Raw genomic sequence first — 15772 nt, 5'->3', positions numbered from 1 at the left:
TCAGCTAAGCCTTAAGTCGCTAACATCGCCTTTATTTTTGTGCTTACCACAGCCATATCTGCTCGTCCTTGCATGGCCGGCTTTAATATTGCCATGACCTTACCCATATCCTTAATTGAGCTTGCCGAACTATCTGCAATAGCCGACTTAACCAAGTCACTAATTTCTTCTTCAGTCAATTCTTGAGGCAAGAATTCCTGTATTACCAAAACTTCAGCTTCTTCCACTGCAGCCAAATCATCTCGACTCGCATCACGATATTGTCTGATTGACTCTCTACGCTGCTTTAGCATTTTATCCAACACAACAATGACTTGCTGGTCATCCAGAACAATACGTTCGTCCACTTCTCTTTGCTTAATCGCTGATAATATTAATCGGATAGTCCCTAAGCGAACTTTTTCCCGACTTTTCATTGCCAGCTTCATTGCGTCTTTAAGACGAGCTTGCATAATAGTCATCTTTGCTTACAGCAGTGGACGGCCACGACGCAGATTTTTCAACGCATAACGCTCACGTGATAATTTTTTAAGATGGCGCTTTACAGCTGCAGCAGCTTTACGTTTACGTTCTGCTGTTGGTTTTTCATAAAACTCGCGACGACGTACTTCAGACAGAACACCAGCTTTTTCACATGAACGTTTAAAACGGCGAAGAGCAATATCAAATGGTTCGTTTTCTTTAACTTTAATTGCGGGCATAAATTTTTCCAGTTTGCTAAAATTCAAAATCACATTGTGCCAGCTGAACCCTATACTTGTCAGCTAGCGAAACCCTCGATTATAGCAGTAATTTTTTTAAAATCAAAAAATCAATGTACATTTTAGGAATTGAGACATCTTGCGATGAAACTGGAGTCGCTCTCTACCATAGCGACAAAGGACTTATCCACCATAGTTTATATAGCCAGGTTGCGATGCACAATGAATACGGCGGCATTGTTCCTGAACTGGCCTCACGCGATCATATACGCAAACTTATACCACTGATAGATGAATGCCTACATCACAGCCAGCTTGCTAAAACAGATATTCAAGGCATTGCCTATACCGCTGGCCCTGGCTTAATAGGGGCTTTGTTAGTTGGTGCAGCTACCGCCAAAAGCCTGGCCTGGTCATTAAATATTCCAGCAATAGGCGTGCATCATATGGAAGGTCACTTGCTTGCACCTATGTTAGAAGAGCAATCGCCAGAATTTCCTTTTGTCGCTTTACTGGTTTCAGGCGGCCACACGCTATTAGTCGAAGTCAAAGGTATCGGTTTATATCAGCTGCTGGGTGAATCTCTGGATGATGCTGCAGGTGAAGCGTTTGATAAAGCCGCAAAAATGCTAGGACTGGCTTACCCTGGCGGCCCTTTGTTATCAAAGCTTGCAGTACAAGGTCAGGCAAATCGATTTAAATTCCCTCGTCCCATGACCGACCGCCCCGGCCTGGACTTCAGTTTTAGCGGACTGAAAACCTTTACCATGAATACACTCAACCAAACCGAGCAAACAGCACAGGACAAAGCTGATGTTGCCCTTGCCTTTCAACAAGCGACTGCTGAAACACTGGCAATAAAATGCAAACGCGCCCTTAAACAAACGGGATTAAAACGGCTTGTTGTTGCCGGAGGAGTTAGCGCTAACACCCACATTCGTCAAATATTAACGCAGATGGTCATTAAAGAAAGCGCTGAAATATTTTTTCCCAGGCCTGAATTTTGCACTGATAACGGCGCAATGATTGCCTATGCGGGCTGCCAGCGACTGTTAGCCCAACAACAGGAATCTTTACGCATTAATGCCAGGCCTCGCTGGCCAATAGATGAATTGTTACAAACAAATGAGTTATAAACGTTACTTTTCTTCACCTGCCAATAAACGTTGAATATTCGTTTTATGCCGCCAAATTAATATAACTGCAATCAAAGCAGCCACATACACCAGTGGCTGCATACCCATAATTAAATAAACATAAAAAGGAGCAAGCGTTGCCCCAACTAAAGCGGACAAAGAAGAAATTTTAAATAGCTTATAAACGACAAACCAGGTTAAACCCACGGCCAAACCAAGCATCCAGTTTGCTCCCAACAGCACACCAAAAGAAGTAGCCACCCCTTTTCCACCTGCAAAACCAAAAAAAACCGGATATAAATGACCTAAAAAAGCGGCAAGAACCACCGCGGATAAAATGACAGGACCTACATCTAAAATTTGTGCCAATAAGACTGGTATTAAGCCTTTGAGCATATCACCCAATAAAGTAATTGTAGCCGCTTTTTTCCCGCCAATCCGCATGACATTAGTCGCACCCGGATTTCCGGAGCCTTCAGCACGGGGATCAGGCAGCCCCATCACTCTACATACAATAATTGCACTGGAAATGGAGCCCAATAAATATGCAGCAGGGATTAAAAGCCATTCGATCATTTTTCTATCCTATTTTTAAATATATGAGTTCACTACTGCATAACAGGGTAAATTCCCTGATACAATTGCCTAAACAATAGGTGTAATTATAATAATAACTGGAGTCTTAATGGACATTATTTTTTTAGGTGGCTTGAAAATTGATACAATTATCGGTATTTATGACTGGGAACGCAAAACCAAACAAACAGTTATTCTGGATATTGAAATGGCTCATGACATCCAGAAAGCGGCTGCCACAGATGATATAGAAAACACATTAGACTACAAGGCTGTTTCCCAACACGTTATAAGCTTTGTTGAACAAAGTAATTTTTTTCTGGTTGAAAAACTTGCTGAAGAAATCATCAGCACGATTCGTAAAGAATTTAAGGTCCCCTGGGTCAAGCTAACACTGAATAAAAAAGGTGCGATCAGCGGTGCCAGTGATGTCGGTATTATTATTGAACGCGGCGTGAAGTAAAAATGCCGCTTTGTTTTATCAGCATAGGTAGCAATATCAATCGAGAGCATAATATTTCTTCTGCTCTTGAGGTATTGCAGCACAGGTTTGGCAGCCTCACCTATTCCAGTGTATATGAATCAGCACCGGTCGGTTTTTCGGGAGATGCCTTTTTAAATCTGGTCATTTCTTTTTACAGCGACCATGACCCTCTACACATCGCCATGCAGCTAAAAAATATAGAGACTGATCACGACCGGATACGGACTAAAGAAAAATTTTCCTCGCGCACGCTGGATCTGGATCTACTCTTGTATGATCAACAAGTGATCTCCACAGAAACACTCACTATCCCGCACAATGATATTCTCAATTATGCGTTTGTACTTGAACCTCTCGCTGAAATTGCGCCTGAACGGCATCATCCCGTCAAGAATATCTGTTACCAAAAACTTTGGCAGGAATTCGATAAAAGTACTGCTAAGCAACAGAAAATACCCTATTTACCAGGTATAAAGAGCCTAGCTAAATAAGGTACGCCCGCCATCTACCGTTATGACTTGACCTGTCACATACTCGGCATCATAAATTAAAAAAGCAATCGCCTTGGCAATATCATCAGGGCAACCAGTACGTTGCAACGCAATTTTAGCCTGCACTTCCTGTTTTTGTTGCTCTGCAAGTTCATGATCAGGCCATAAAATCGCACCTGGAGCCACTGCATTAACCCGTATCTGCGGGGCTAATTCTTTAGCAAGTATCTTTGTCAAAGCCGCCAAACCTGCCTTTGCAATGGAATAAACGGGGTATCCCTCTAATCCTCGTTCTGCATGAATATCAACTATATTAACCACACACCCATTCCTTTTTTGCAATACTGGAGTGAGTGCCTGAATTAAGAAAAAGGGGGACTTTAAATTACTTCCCAGCAAATCATCCCATTGTGATTCAGTTACCTCACCCATACAAGTGACATAAAATGCCGAGGCATTATTGACTAAAACATCTACACCGCCCCATGCCTGTTCAGCTGCATTTGCCAATCCTTGCAAGGCTTTTATATTCTGCAATTCAGCTTGATAAATCCGTACGGAATCGGGCCGTAGCCCATTCAGCTCATCAGCTAGAGTTACAGCGTCGTCTTTAGATGCACGATAATGCAGTAAAATATTAGCGCCTTGCGCATGTAAATAGCGCACACAATGAGCACCTACTCTTTTTGCTCCGCCCGTAATTAAAATATTTTTTTTTGCCGTCATTATTGATAAATCCTGCCATTATATTTTAGCCATCCAGGAACATGATAGCCTTTTGGATCTTTATGCGTCCAATGAATAACACCGCCTTTTGCATTCCATTCATACTCGCCATTGAACTCAACTGCATCGCCTTTTTTCAAACCGTCAAGTCTTGGTGCCAAATCTATATTGTGAGCCACCAACACGCTTTGCTCCGCTCCAGCCCTGATAATAAACTTTTGATGTCTTGAGCCTTTAGTGTCATCTCGTAATACTTTTATCACTACACCTTTTCCCTGAATCTGCAGGTCACTTTGTCTATTTTTAAAAGCACGTTGAAGGCCGTCATTAACATTTACACTATTGTCACTAGTGAAAGTTTGTAATAATCCCTCCGTGGATAAAGGCGAATCTTGCCCCTGGTAAGCCTCAAAAATAACTAGCGCAACGGCTATTAATAAAATAAGGATTTTTTTCATATTGAGACTATCTCAGCGTAATATACAGAGCACGATTCTCTGCAGCAGTGATTTGAATCTGAAAACACGGGACCTCTAGGTTGCAGCTATACTTCGCGCAGTCACGGATGCTGACAAATAGCGAGTTGATTTTAGTCGAAAGCAAGGCGCTGAAACAGGCGCATAGCAAGCTACGCAACTGTTTCAGCAACGCAGCTATCGGCTAAAATCGGCCGCTAGAAAACCGCATATGTGGCCGCGCGAAGTATACATACATTCCAGCTTAATACAGGCCTTGATGGTAATAATCCGCACCATTATTCCGAGAAAAAATCTAATTGAAATTCTGCTTCAAATTGACCGATTCCTGTATCCTAATGAGGTAATTTAGTGGATTACGCGATTTATAAGCAGCGTTTATTTATCGGATGCTATCTGCTTAGAGTCGGATTTTCTGACAAACAAGCGGGAAAATAACAAACCTGTTTCAAATAGCAACCAAATCGGGACTGCAAGCAAAGTTTGAGAAATAGCATCAGGCGGGGTTAAAAACATGCCTATGATAAAAGCGGCAACAATAATATAGGGACGCTTTTCAGCTAATTGTTGAGGAGTAAAAACACCTACCCATACCAATACTATCGTGACAATGGGTACTTCAAATGCCATTCCAAAGGCAAAGAACATCGTCAGCACAAAGTCCAGATATTTGGCAATGTCGGTCATCACTGACACACCGACAGGTGCTGCAGAGGTGAGAAAACCGAAGACCAGGGGGAATACTACAAAATAAGCAAACACCATTCCTAATATGAATAAAAGCGTACTGGCAATTAACAAAGGAGCGATCATTCGCTTTTCATGTGCATACAGCCCAGGAGCAACAAAAGCCCAGAATTGATACAAAATAACCGGTATTGCAATAAATATTGAGGCGACCAAAACCAGTTTAAACGGCGTTAAAAATGGTGAGACGACATCAATCGCTACCATCGATGTATCGGCAGGTAAAAATTGCATCAAGGGTTTGGCCAAGAAACTATAAATCTCGTTGGCAAAAGGAGCCATTGCCAGAAAAATCAGCAAAACTGTTACAACAACCCTTAATAAACGATTACGTAACTCAACAAGATGAGAAATTAATGGCTGTTCCTGTTCTTCATTTTCCACCATGCTTTTCTTTATCCACCGGTTCTTTAGTTGCGTCTAAAAATTGCTCTGCCTGACCATTCAAGTCCAGGTCTTTAGTCATGGAATCAATCTTGGTCTGCTGCTCATTTAATAACTGCCTTAACTCTTCTTGCTTAAGTTCTTCGTTGATTTCTTCTTTTACTGAAGCGACCATATGTCTGGTTTTGCCTAACCAGAAACCTGTAATACGTGCAACTTTGGGCAATTTTTCAGGCCCAATAACCAGCAAGCTGACCAGACCGATCATGCAAAGTTCCCAAAAACCTATATCAAACATGGCTTAAACTTTATCTTGCTCTGATTTTTTTTCTGTCACTTCGGTATCAATCACTTCAGCATCAATAACATCACTCTCTTTTTCTGTCAGATTTTTATCTTCTTCACCCTCTTTCATTGCTGAGCGAAAGCCCTTTATAGCCCCCCCTATATCACCGCCCATATTACGCAGACGCTTGGTGCCAAATAAAACAATCACAATGACTAATACAATTAATAACTGAGTTACACTGATTCCCATGATAATTCCTCTTTAGGTTATTATACTTCCCGCTGCCACCCTGCGAAGCATGCTTATTTCTGACGCTGCGCTTTTTCTTTCAGACCAGACAAACCAAAACGTCGCTGTAATTCATTTAAGACATCATCAGGATGCAGACCTTGTTCGGCAAGCAATACCATGCAATGAAACCACAAATCTGCCGTTTCATAAATAATCTGCTCTTTATTTCCATCCTTGGCTGCGATAACTGTTTCGGTCGCTTCTTCACCAATTTTCTTTAAAATGGTGTCCAAACCTTTTGCATATAAACTCGCGACATACGAAGACTCCGCTGACTCTTGCTTGCGTTGCTCCAGAATAACAGCCAATTCAGTTAAAACTTCACTCATACTTACTCCCTATAAAGATGGCGCGTAGGGCGTGGCTTTAGCCCGCCTGTTTCCGCATTAAAGGCGGGCTAAAGCCAAGCCTTATAGTATTTTTTATTTTTTATATATCTCTGCAGGATCTTTCAAGACAGGAGAATTCTTTTGCCAAACCCCATCCTGCAAAGTTCTATAAAAGCAGCTTTCCCTGCCTGTATGGCAAGAAATACCGCCTTCTTGCTCTATTTCTAGCAATAACACATCCTCATCACAATCTATAGAGATTGATACAATCTTTTGCCTGTTGCCGGATTCTTCACCCTTACGCCATAATTTATTACGTGAACGCGACCAATAAACGGCATAGCCACCTGTATAACTTAAAGCCAAAGACTCACGATTCATCCAGGCAAACATAACCACTTTTCCCGAACCCGTTTGCTGAGCAATGACCGGTACTAGCCCATCATCCGTCCAGCGTATTTCATCCAGCCATGTCTCGCTCACGCTAAACGCACCTCGATACCTTCTTTCTGCATATATTCTTTAGCTTCTTGCACGCTGTATTCTGCAAAATGAAAAATACTTGCCGCTAAAACTGCATCTGCTTTACCCTTGGTAACACCGTCAGCCAAATGCTGCAAATTACCCACGCCGCCAGAGGCTATAACAGGAACAGCCACTGCTTCGCTAATAGCTCGTGTTAAAGCTAAATCAAAACCTTCGCGTGTACCATCTCGGTCCATGCTGGTTAATAAAATCTCACCGGCGCCATAGTCAACCATTTTCTTCGCCCATTCAATGGCGTCAATACCGGTTTCTTTACGGCCACCATGAGTAAAAATTTCCCACCGATTAGCCTCACCTTCACAGCTGACTTTTTTAGCATCTATTGCGACAACAATACATTGCGAACCAAATTTCTCAGCGGCTTCGCGAACAAACTCAGGATTAAAAACGGCCGCACTGTTAATGCCAACCTTATCCGCCCCCGCATTCAGCATACGCCGGATATCTTCCAGTTTCCTTATACCACCGCCGACCGTTAAAGGGATAAAAACTTCACTAGCGACCTGTTCAACCACGTGGACGATGGTATCGCGATCATGATGTGTTGCGGTAATATCCAAAAAGGTAATTTCGTCTGCACCTTCTCGGTCATATCGACGCGCCACCTCGACAGGATCTCCAGCATCACGAATATCAACAAATTTTACGCCTTTAACAACGCGACCATTATCAACATCCAGGCACGGGATAATTCGTTTAGCTAAGCTCATAATGACCTTTAGGAAAAGATTGGGCTAGTTTCTCCGCTTCAGCAAAATCTAAAGTGCCTTCATAAATAGCACGACCAGTAATAGCACCCATAATACCGTCTTCTGAGGCGGCAGCTAAAGCTTTAACATCATCCATATTGGTAATACCACCCGAAGCGATCACAGGGATATTAATAGCCGCGGCCAACTTAGCCGTCGCTTCAACATTAACACCATTCATCATGCCGTCACGAGAAATATCGGTATAAATAATTGCTTCAACGCCATATGACTCAAATTTTTTCGCCATATCGATGACGTCATGACGTGACAACTTAGACCAGCCATTAACAGCAACCTTACCGTCTTTAGCATCCAAACCAACAATAATATGTCCTGGATAAGCCAGCGCTAGATCACGAACAAAATGCGGATCATTAACCGCTTTAGTACCAATAATGACATATTGCACCCCAGCTTCTAAATAGGCGATGACCGTTTCTTCGTCACGTATACCGCCACCAATTTGTACTGGCACATCGGGATAAGCAGCAACAATTTGATGAATAATATCAGCATTTTTTGGCTTACCGGCAAAAGCGCCATCTAAATCGACCAAATGGATACGTCGTGCACCTGCAGCAACCCAACGCCCAGCAACTTCAACTGGATTATCTGAAAATACTGTGTCATCTTCCATACGGCCTTGACGTAAACGTACACATTTACCATCTTTTAAATCAATGGCGGGTATTAACAACATTTTTTTGCCTCAATATAGAGTGAAAATAAAATCAGGAAAATCGCTTAAATTAAGCCAGTCCATCCCAATGTAAAAAATTATTTAGTAACTGTAATCCCGCTGTTTGACTTTTTTCAGGATGAAACTGCACAGCAAAGATATTATCTTTAGCTAAAGCACAAGCAAACTTTTCAGGGTACTCAGTTGTCGCTGCAACGATAGCAGGATCGTCAGGCTCCGCATAATAGCTATGCACAAAATAGAAGCGACTATTTTGTGCAATATCTTGCCAGAGAGGATGATGATGTTGCTCTACTTGATTCCAGCCCATATGCGGAATTTTCAATCGCTCGCCATTGGCTGCATGTAAATCTGCTGCAAAGTGCTTAACCTGGCCTGGCAGAATAGCCAAACATTCAGTACCGCCATTTTCTTCACTATTAGTCAGTAAAGCCTGCATTCCCAGGCAAATACCGAGCAAGGGTCGAGTTTGAGCAACTTGAGCAATGACCTGGTTTAACTCTGTATCTTGTAAGGCATGCATACAATCACGTATGGCACCTACACCGGGAAATACTACACGATCAGCGGATAATATGGATTTTTTATCAGAAACAACACGGACATCAACTTCAGGTGCTGCGTGTTGCAAAGCTTTGGCAATGGAATGGAGATTGCCCATGCCATAATCTATGACTGCTACAGAAGACATTTGGATTAATAAGTAAATCGTTTAAAAATATATAAAACAGACGCTAAGCCAGCAATCTCTAATGTTGTTAAAATATGCTGGATTTCACTATGCGTTTTAATTAAGTTGCTATCTGCATATGCTGAAGCAAAATGCGCTAAATACTCAAGTAGAAGAGAAGCAGGCTAAATCCTGCAGTCCCAACTACAGCACCCCTTTGGTCGATGGCATTATCCCTGCCATACGCGGGTCTTCGGTAATTGCCATACGTACCGCACGCCCCATTGCTTTAAACACTGTTTCCGCAACATGGTGTGCATTAATACCTTTCAAATTATCAATATGCAAACTTACGCCCGCATGATTGACAAAACCCTGGAAGAATTCACGAAATAAATCAACATCAAAACTGCCGATCATTGCTCTCTTAAATTCAACTTCATAATGTAACCCCGGGCGACCTGAAAAATCAATTACTACACGCGACAAGGCTTCGTCTAATGGCACATAAGCGTGGCCATAGCGAAACAAGCCTTTTTTATCCCCCAAAGCCCGAGCAAATGCTTTACCTAAAGTAATACCGATATCTTCTACCGTATGATGGTCGTCGATTTGCACATCGCCTTTACAATAGATATCCATATCAATTAAGCCATGACGTGCTATTTGATCCAGCATATGTTCAAGAAAAGGCACACCAGTATCAAAACTGGCCTTTCCAGTACCATCCAGATTAATGCTAATGCTAATTTGCGTTTCCAACGTATTACGTTCAACGCTTGCGATTCTATCTGTCATCGTTTTACATTGTTAAAATACATGGAGCGAGCATTGCCCGCCCCATGCTATTATTACTTCGCGCGTTTACGCTCGTTTTCAGTTAATAAAATTTTACGCAGACGAATTGATTTAGGTGTTACCTCGACTAACTCATCATCACTAATAAACTCTAACGCCTGCTCAAGAGTCATTTTTTGGATTCGTGCACAGGTCAAGCTTTCATCCGTACCAGATGCACGTACGTTAGTTAATGGCTTAGGTTTAGTTGGATTAACCACCAAATCATTGGTACGTGAATGAATCCCCACTAATTGACCTTCGTAGACTTCATCGCCATTTACCACTAATAGCTCACCACGTGCCTGCAAAGGATATAAGGAGTAATCTACCGCTTTACCTTTAGACATGGAGATTAATACTCCACGAATACGACTACCAACAGCCCCTTCTTTTACAGGTCCATAATGATCAAATACGTGATAGAACAAACCAGAACCTGAAGTCGCTGTTAAGAACTCTGTCTGGAATCCCAATAATCCGCGAGAAGGGACGATATATTCTAAACGGATACGTCCTTTACCATCTGGAACCATGTCTTTTAGATCACCTTTACGGTCACCCAATTTTTCCATGATAGTACCCTGATGTTGCTCTTCAACTTCAATGGTTACATTTTCAAAGGGTTCTGATTTAACGCCGTCAATTTCTCTGATAATAACTTGTGGGCGAGAAACCCCCATCTCAAAGCCTTCACGGCGCATATTTTCGATCAAGACAGATAAATGTAATTCACCACGGCCTGACACTTTAAATTTATCTGGATCATCAGTTAGATCAACACGCAAAGCAACATTGTGTTGCAATTCTTTTTGTAATCGATCATAAATTTGACGTGTGGTAATAAATTTACCTTCTTTACCCGCAAACGGTGAATTATTAACCTGAAAGGTCATGCTCACTGTAGGCTCGTCAACTGATAATGCCGGTAGCGCATCTACATGATCAGGATGACATAAAGTCTCGGAAATTTGCAGATTTTCAATACCACAGAATGCAATAATATCCCCCGCCTGTGCAGAATCTACCTCAATACGTTCCAAGCCTTTGAATCCGTATATTTTCAACATACGACCGCTACGCGTTTTACCTTCAATATCCACTAAGGTCAAAGGCATATTTCTCTTCACGCTACCGCGCTGGATACGTCCTATACCGATAACACCTACATAGGAATTATAATCCAGGGTGATAACCTGCATTTGAAAAGGTGCGTCAACATCAACAGGCGGCGGCGCCACTTTATCAACGATGGTTTGGAATAAAGGGGTCATATCGCCACTTGATACATCCGCTTCTAAACCAGCAAATCCATTTAATGCAGAGGCATAGACAATTGGGAAGTCTAATTGTTCATCAGTGGCACCCAAGTTATCAAACAAATCAAAAGTTTGGTCAACAACCCAGTCAGGACGTGCGCCTGGACGGTCAACTTTATTAATCACAACGATAGGTTTTAAACCCAAAGCAAAAGCTTTTTTAGTGACAAAACGGGTTTGTGGCATAGGGCCATCAACCGCATCAACCAATAACAAAACGGAATCAACCATGGATAAAACACGCTCAACCTCACCACCGAAGTCAGCATGTCCTGGTGTATCCACAATATTAATGTGGTAGCCATTCCAGTCAATTGCAGTATTTTTTGCCAGAATTGTAATTCCACGCTCTTTTTCAAGATCGTTTGAATCCATCATTCTTTCAGAGGTTTTTTCATGATCGGAAAAAGTACCTGACTGCTCTAATAATTTATCAACCAAAGTTGTTTTACCATGGTCAACGTGCGCAATGATTGCTATATTTCTCAGTTTTTGTATCACTTTATTTGTACTATTGTTAATAAATGTTATGTTTTCTAATTTGAAAACATCTAAGTTTTTAATTCTTTTGTTACGTCAATAAGCTCTGCTACGATTGCTCCCAGGGTAATTGAGAAAAACGCCAGCCACCTAGATTGCCTCGATGTTTATGCTTATCCACATCGCCTTCAAAACCATCAAGGATATTAACCAGGTGCTTAAAACCTGCTTGCTGCAGGGCCTCTGCCGCTGCTAATGAACGCGCACCACTGCGACACAGCAACAAGACAGGGACTGAACTATCCTTCACAGCGCGTTTGACCTGTGCAATAAATTCCGGATTTAGCTGCCAGTCTGGGGCCTCTTTCCAGGGTATATGAACTGCATTCAAAGGATGTCCAACAAAATCATGCTCAACCTTTGTTCTGACGTCAATTAACACGGCATCTGGATTAGCCTGCATTAAAGCCCATGATTGGTGTGGTGTTAAATTCTCTATCATATACTTATAACTCGTTATACTTAAACCTTTTGCCCGATGAACAGAGCTTCATTCCTTAAACCTTGCTGTATCTCACCTATTGCTGAGTTTTCCCGATAATAAACCAGCTTCAACAAGGAAAATAAGCTTAGTAGTTCATTTTCTGCCAATAAAAAGCGTGGATTTTTAGGTCCTAGTTCAATTTTTTTATGCTGCGTATAAGTCTGATAAAACAGTAAACCACCCATTTTCAAGCAGACCATTATCGCATCACAAATCGAACGGTCAAGAAATCGACTGACAACGATGACATCAAAACAGTTAGGAGAAAAACTTTGCGTGCTTATTTCACGAGTGAATGTCTTTATTGCTAAGGCTTCAGCATCTGCTTGCTGTTGTAATTTAAACAATGCGACAGCTGAAATATCCCATGCCTGCGTCGTCAGGCCTTGCTTGGCTAAAAGCAGAGCATTGGCACCCAGGCCACTGGCTAAATCCAGCGCTGTGCCAGTTTGTGGTAATAAAAATAGATTCTCGGATAACACTGCTGCAGGATTCGACGCAGCAGAGGCAGAGGCATAAATGCGATTCCACTTGTCGGCAACCGGATTATTCACGTACTGCAGAACGTGTTCTTAGCCACTCTTCAAGAAATGTCAGAAATGCACGCACTTTCGCAGACAGGTATTTACGATGAGGGTACACAGCATGAATATCCACCGGTGCTATCGCATAGTCATCCAAAACAACCTGTAAATAGCCCTTTTCTATGTCACGAGCAACAATATATTCTGGCAGCATAACCAACCCCAGATCTTTTTTGGCAGCGATACGTATCGGATCAGCCGCATTTGTTTCCATACGTCCATGAACCTGGATTTCTCTCTCACCTTCCAGGCCTTTAAATTTCCATTTATTCCGCGGCGGAAAAGTCCAGTTAATCAAACAACTGTGATTTTCCAGATCTTCCGGCAGCAAAGGCTTACCATACTCAGCAAAATAAGCAGGAGATCCACACACAACCAACCGAGAGCTTGCTATTTTTTTTGCCACATGACTAGTATCATCTAAACCACCAAACGTAATAGCAATGTCAATTCCTTCATCCACCAAGTCACCAAAATTTGTTTGCAAAACCAAATTGACAGTTAGATCATTGTGGATAGCCAAAAACTCCGAAATCGCTGGTGCTATATATAATGCGCCAATAATGGGCGGAGAACTAATTTTCAATTTCCCACGTGGCTCGGTATGCAATTGCGTCACCGCATCTTCCATCTCGTCAATATCGCCCAATACGGTACGGCAACGTTTTAAATAAGCGGCACCAACATCAGTCAAGCTTAAGCTCCTTGTGGTACGGTTAAATAAGCGCGCACCCAGATGACTTTCAAGCTGTCCAATATGTTTGGTAGCCATTGCCCGGGAAATTGACATTTCTTTCGCACCACCAACAAAGCTACCTGCTTTGGCAACTCTGACAAATACCTTCATTGCTGTTAATTTATCCATAAGCTACCCAATAGACGTTGCAAAATGAATCCATTATATAGCATAGACTAATCACTGGTTTCTTGATATTAGGCAGGATAAAAAATCAACGACAAAATTGCCAAATAAAATTGGCGATTTCAGAGTGCGTATTCTATAGTTCCTTTTATTAAATAAAGTCTAAAGACCTGTTCCCTATATCAGTGATGTATAAGTCTGTCACGTACATTTCAAAAAAAATTTACGTTCCTAAGACAGTTTTTTTAATTTCATCTTCCGGCATATGACGCACATCTGCGCCTTTAACTGCATAAATCACATAATCACAGACATTACAGGCATGATCACCTATTCTTTCCAAAGAGCGTATAACACTCATGATGTTTAATGCACGTTTAATATTACGGCTGTCTTCCATCATTGAAAGAGTTAACTGGCGAAAAACACTCACATATTCCTGATCTATTTCCTTATCTCGCGTCAAAATTTCAACTGAGTTTTCAACATCTAAGCGGGCAAAAGCATCCAGTGCGTCATGTAAAATATGTCTGACTAACTCTGATAAATGCTTTAATTCTCTGTAGTCTGATAAATCTCGATTATTGTCTTCAAGTTTAAACGCCATTTCTGCTATACGTGTCGCCTGATCGCCAGTCCTTTCTAACTCGGTAATAGTTTTGGAAATACCAATCAATAAGCGCAAGTCAAATGCAGCTGGCTGTCTTTTTGCAATAATCAGCATACAGTCTTCATCTATTTCCTGCTCCAGAGCATTAACCGTTTTATCACTTTGTACGACATTTTCGGCTAATTCAATATTACCGGTGACCACAGCTTCAACGGCATCGATTGTTTGTTGCTCTACCAGTCCTCCCATAATAAGAACCTTATTGCGAATATCCTCTATTTCTTCATTAAACTTATGAGAAATGTGTTGACCTACATGTTTTTTTTCCATTTGTTTGCTCGCTTAATGTCGTAATTTATCCGTAACGCCCGGTAATATAATCTTCTGTTTGCTTTTTTTCAGGGTTGGTAAAAATGGTATTGGTATCACCAAATTCAATTAAATCCCCCATATACATAAACGCTGTAAAATCAGAGACACGAGCGGCCTGCTGCATATTATGCGTGACTATAACGATAGTATAGGTTGCTTTTAATTCATTAATCAGTTCTTCAACTTTTAATGACGAAATCGGATCCAGTGCAGATGACGGTTCATCCAGCAATAAAATGGTCGGCTCAATTGCAATAGCGCGCGCAATCACCAAACGTTGTTGCTGTCCACCTGACAGCCCTAAAGCATTATCCTGCAAACGATCCTTTACCTCATCCCAAATCGCCGCGCCACGCAATGACTTTTCTACCGCTTCATCCAGGATCCTTCGGTCATTAATTCCCTGTATACGCAAGCCATAAGCGACATTTTCGTATATGGACTTGGGGAATGGGTTTGGCTTTTGAAACACCATACCAACATGACGACGTAATGCAGCAACATCAACGCCTGATCGATAAATATTTTCTCCTTCTATGCAAATACTGCCTTCGATCCTGGCACTATCTACTAAATCATTCATGCGGTTAATACAACGCAATAAAGTTGATTTCCCACAACCACTCGGTCCAATATAAGCCGTTACCTGTTTTTCAGGTATCTGCATATTAATATTATGCAAGGCTTGTTTGTCAGCATAAAACAGGTTTAAATCGTGGATATTAATACTGGTTTTATTAGCAATTGTCTGCTGCCCATGACTGCTTTGTGTTATAGCACTCATGTCGATGGCATGGCTACGTGCTGGTTTTGTACTCATAGGGGATTACTCAATATATTTTTAATTAATGTTCTTGTTAATGCAG

The 15772-nt window shown here is 41.6% G+C and carries 23 protein-coding genes; 3 read left to right on the top strand and 20 right to left on the bottom strand.

The features are described 5' to 3' along the window. Positions 1-11 precede the first annotated feature (11 nt). Together AU255_RS02900 and rpsU are read right to left on the bottom strand one after the other, a co-directional pair. Entirely contained in the window at positions 12-461 is a 450-nt protein-coding gene (locus tag AU255_RS02900) for a GatB/YqeY domain-containing protein (RefSeq protein ID WP_080521480.1), read from the bottom strand. A 6-nt stretch (positions 462-467) separates the two neighbouring features. Further along, positions 468-701 carry a 30S ribosomal protein S21 gene (gene rpsU, locus AU255_RS02895; protein WP_080521479.1) on the bottom strand — a complete coding sequence of 78 codons (234 nt, stop codon included), beginning with the start codon at positions 699-701 and terminating at the stop codon, positions 468-470. 113 nt (positions 702-814) lie between these two features. Between rpsU and tsaD the strand changes: the two genes are divergently transcribed. After that, positions 815-1837 carry a tRNA (adenosine(37)-N6)-threonylcarbamoyltransferase complex transferase subunit TsaD gene (gene tsaD / locus AU255_RS02890; protein WP_080523266.1) on the top strand — a complete coding sequence of 341 codons (1023 nt, stop codon included), beginning with the start codon at positions 815-817 and terminating at the stop codon, positions 1835-1837. 3 nt (positions 1838-1840) lie between these two features. Here tsaD and plsY read toward each other — a convergent pair whose 3' ends face one another. Beyond that, positions 1841-2413, bottom strand: coding sequence for a glycerol-3-phosphate 1-O-acyltransferase PlsY (gene plsY, locus AU255_RS02885; protein WP_080521478.1), 573 nt, complete (start codon positions 2411-2413; stop codon positions 1841-1843). 109 nt (positions 2414-2522) lie between these two features. Between plsY and folB the strand changes: the two genes are divergently transcribed. Together folB and folK are read left to right on the top strand one after the other, a co-directional pair. Beyond that, positions 2523-2876: a dihydroneopterin aldolase gene (gene folB / locus AU255_RS02880; protein ID WP_080521477.1), complete on the top strand. Its 354-nt coding sequence runs from the start codon at positions 2523-2525 to the stop codon at positions 2874-2876. Between the two features lie 2 nt (positions 2877-2878). Then, a complete protein-coding gene (gene folK / locus AU255_RS02875) occupies positions 2879-3388 on the top strand; it encodes a 2-amino-4-hydroxy-6-hydroxymethyldihydropteridine diphosphokinase (protein ID WP_080521476.1) in 510 nt (169 codons plus the stop codon). Here the strand turns inward: folK and AU255_RS02870 are convergent. From AU255_RS02870 to pstB, 17 genes are all read right to left on the bottom strand, one after another. Then, on the bottom strand, positions 3377-4114 hold the full coding sequence (locus AU255_RS02870; RefSeq protein WP_080521475.1) for a pteridine reductase: 738 nt from the start codon (positions 4112-4114) through the stop codon (positions 3377-3379). The two genes, folK and AU255_RS02870, sit on opposite strands and share 12 nt — an antisense overlap. After that, the gene (locus tag AU255_RS02865; protein WP_080521474.1) at positions 4114-4572 is read right to left on the bottom strand and encodes a DUF3465 domain-containing protein; all 459 of its coding nucleotides are present in this window, start codon (positions 4570-4572) and stop codon (positions 4114-4116) included. The genes AU255_RS02870 and AU255_RS02865 overlap by 1 nt, the downstream gene beginning before the upstream one ends. A 396-nt stretch (positions 4573-4968) precedes the next feature. Then, complete coding sequence (tatC, locus tag AU255_RS02860; RefSeq protein ID WP_080521473.1) at positions 4969-5724, bottom strand: twin-arginine translocase subunit TatC; 756 nt, start codon at positions 5722-5724, stop codon at positions 4969-4971. Beyond that, positions 5711-6019 carry a Sec-independent protein translocase protein TatB gene (tatB, locus tag AU255_RS02855; RefSeq protein ID WP_080521472.1) on the bottom strand — a complete coding sequence of 103 codons (309 nt, stop codon included), beginning with the start codon at positions 6017-6019 and terminating at the stop codon, positions 5711-5713. Before tatB ends, tatC begins: the two co-directional genes overlap by 14 nt. 3 nt (positions 6020-6022) lie before the next feature. Further along, the gene (tatA, locus tag AU255_RS02850) at positions 6023-6259 is read right to left on the bottom strand and encodes a twin-arginine translocase TatA/TatE family subunit (protein ID WP_080521471.1); all 237 of its coding nucleotides are present in this window, start codon (positions 6257-6259) and stop codon (positions 6023-6025) included. A gap of 53 nt (positions 6260-6312) precedes the next feature. Beyond that, positions 6313-6630: a phosphoribosyl-ATP diphosphatase gene (locus tag AU255_RS02845; protein ID WP_080521470.1), complete on the bottom strand. Its 318-nt coding sequence runs from the start codon at positions 6628-6630 to the stop codon at positions 6313-6315. Between the two features lie 93 nt (positions 6631-6723). Next, positions 6724-7113: a phosphoribosyl-AMP cyclohydrolase gene (gene hisI, locus AU255_RS02840; RefSeq protein ID WP_080521469.1), complete on the bottom strand. Its 390-nt coding sequence runs from the start codon at positions 7111-7113 to the stop codon at positions 6724-6726. Continuing rightward, positions 7110-7886, bottom strand: coding sequence for an imidazole glycerol phosphate synthase subunit HisF (gene hisF, locus AU255_RS02835; protein ID WP_080521468.1), 777 nt, complete (start codon positions 7884-7886; stop codon positions 7110-7112). Before hisF ends, hisI begins: the two co-directional genes overlap by 4 nt. Next, the gene (gene hisA / locus AU255_RS02830) at positions 7873-8628 is read right to left on the bottom strand and encodes a 1-(5-phosphoribosyl)-5-[(5-phosphoribosylamino)methylideneamino]imidazole-4-carboxamide isomerase (RefSeq protein ID WP_080521467.1); all 756 of its coding nucleotides are present in this window, start codon (positions 8626-8628) and stop codon (positions 7873-7875) included. Before hisA ends, hisF begins: the two co-directional genes overlap by 14 nt. A 49-nt stretch (positions 8629-8677) precedes the next feature. Beyond that, positions 8678-9319, bottom strand: coding sequence for an imidazole glycerol phosphate synthase subunit HisH (gene hisH / locus AU255_RS02825; RefSeq protein WP_080521466.1), 642 nt, complete (start codon positions 9317-9319; stop codon positions 8678-8680). A gap of 183 nt (positions 9320-9502) precedes the next feature. After that, entirely contained in the window at positions 9503-10096 is a 594-nt protein-coding gene (gene hisB, locus AU255_RS02820; protein ID WP_080521465.1) for an imidazoleglycerol-phosphate dehydratase HisB, read from the bottom strand. A 53-nt stretch (positions 10097-10149) separates the two neighbouring features. After that, positions 10150-11955 (bottom strand): translational GTPase TypA, encoded by a 1806-nt coding sequence (gene typA, locus AU255_RS02815; RefSeq protein WP_080521464.1) that lies wholly within the window; start codon positions 11953-11955, stop codon positions 10150-10152. A gap of 88 nt (positions 11956-12043) precedes the next feature. Further along, positions 12044-12436, bottom strand: a complete 393-nt coding sequence (locus tag AU255_RS02810) for a rhodanese-like domain-containing protein (protein ID WP_080521463.1) — start codon at positions 12434-12436, stop codon at positions 12044-12046. Between the two features lie 20 nt (positions 12437-12456). Next, positions 12457-13032 (bottom strand): methyltransferase domain-containing protein, encoded by a 576-nt coding sequence (locus tag AU255_RS02805; protein WP_080521462.1) that lies wholly within the window; start codon positions 13030-13032, stop codon positions 12457-12459. Beyond that, complete coding sequence (locus tag AU255_RS02800) at positions 13025-13927, bottom strand: LysR family transcriptional regulator (RefSeq protein ID WP_080521461.1); 903 nt, start codon at positions 13925-13927, stop codon at positions 13025-13027. Before AU255_RS02800 ends, AU255_RS02805 begins: the two co-directional genes overlap by 8 nt. A 220-nt stretch (positions 13928-14147) precedes the next feature. Further along, positions 14148-14864: a phosphate signaling complex protein PhoU gene (gene phoU / locus AU255_RS02795; protein WP_080521460.1), complete on the bottom strand. Its 717-nt coding sequence runs from the start codon at positions 14862-14864 to the stop codon at positions 14148-14150. Between the two features lie 25 nt (positions 14865-14889). Further along, entirely contained in the window at positions 14890-15726 is an 837-nt protein-coding gene (pstB, locus tag AU255_RS02790) for a phosphate ABC transporter ATP-binding protein PstB (protein ID WP_080521459.1), read from the bottom strand. Between the last annotated feature and the right edge of the window lie 46 nt (positions 15727-15772).

This window comes from Methyloprofundus sedimenti (assembly GCF_002072955.1).
In the GTDB taxonomy this organism is placed as follows: domain Bacteria; phylum Pseudomonadota; class Gammaproteobacteria; order Methylococcales; family Methylomonadaceae; genus Methyloprofundus; species Methyloprofundus sedimenti.
Note: the sequence above shows the minus strand (reverse complement) of the source record. Positions and strands in the feature narration are given on the sequence as shown.

Coding starts and splice junctions, on each gene's coding strand:
- AU255_RS02900 (WP_080521480.1), bottom strand. CDS start 461: ATGACTATTATGCAAGCTCGTCTTAAAGACGCAATGAAGCTGGCAATG.
- rpsU (WP_080521479.1), bottom strand. CDS start 701: ATGCCCGCAATTAAAGTTAAAGAAAACGAACCATTTGATATTGCTCTT.
- tsaD (WP_080523266.1), top strand. CDS start 815: ATGTACATTTTAGGAATTGAGACATCTTGCGATGAAACTGGAGTCGCT.
- plsY (WP_080521478.1), bottom strand. CDS start 2,413: ATGATCGAATGGCTTTTAATCCCTGCTGCATATTTATTGGGCTCCATT.
- folB (WP_080521477.1), top strand. CDS start 2,523: ATGGACATTATTTTTTTAGGTGGCTTGAAAATTGATACAATTATCGGT.
- folK (WP_080521476.1), top strand. CDS start 2,879: ATGCCGCTTTGTTTTATCAGCATAGGTAGCAATATCAATCGAGAGCAT.
- AU255_RS02870 (WP_080521475.1), bottom strand. CDS start 4,114: ATGACGGCAAAAAAAAATATTTTAATTACGGGCGGAGCAAAAAGAGTA.
- AU255_RS02865 (WP_080521474.1), bottom strand. CDS start 4,572: ATGAAAAAAATCCTTATTTTATTAATAGCCGTTGCGCTAGTTATTTTT.
- tatC (WP_080521473.1), bottom strand. CDS start 5,724: ATGGTGGAAAATGAAGAACAGGAACAGCCATTAATTTCTCATCTTGTT.
- tatB (WP_080521472.1), bottom strand. CDS start 6,019: ATGTTTGATATAGGTTTTTGGGAACTTTGCATGATCGGTCTGGTCAGC.
- tatA (WP_080521471.1), bottom strand. CDS start 6,259: ATGGGAATCAGTGTAACTCAGTTATTAATTGTATTAGTCATTGTGATT.
- AU255_RS02845 (WP_080521470.1), bottom strand. CDS start 6,630: ATGAGTGAAGTTTTAACTGAATTGGCTGTTATTCTGGAGCAACGCAAG.
- hisF (WP_080521468.1), bottom strand. CDS start 7,886: ATGAGCTTAGCTAAACGAATTATCCCGTGCCTGGATGTTGATAATGGT.
- hisA (WP_080521467.1), bottom strand. CDS start 8,628: ATGTTGTTAATACCCGCCATTGATTTAAAAGATGGTAAATGTGTACGT.
- hisH (WP_080521466.1), bottom strand. CDS start 9,319: ATGTCTTCTGTAGCAGTCATAGATTATGGCATGGGCAATCTCCATTCC.
- hisB (WP_080521465.1), bottom strand. CDS start 10,096: ATGACAGATAGAATCGCAAGCGTTGAACGTAATACGTTGGAAACGCAA.
- AU255_RS02810 (WP_080521463.1), bottom strand. CDS start 12,436: ATGATAGAGAATTTAACACCACACCAATCATGGGCTTTAATGCAGGCT.
- AU255_RS02800 (WP_080521461.1), bottom strand. CDS start 13,927: ATGGATAAATTAACAGCAATGAAGGTATTTGTCAGAGTTGCCAAAGCA.
- phoU (WP_080521460.1), bottom strand. CDS start 14,864: ATGGAAAAAAAACATGTAGGTCAACACATTTCTCATAAGTTTAATGAA.
- pstB (WP_080521459.1), bottom strand. CDS start 15,726: ATGAGTACAAAACCAGCACGTAGCCATGCCATCGACATGAGTGCTATA.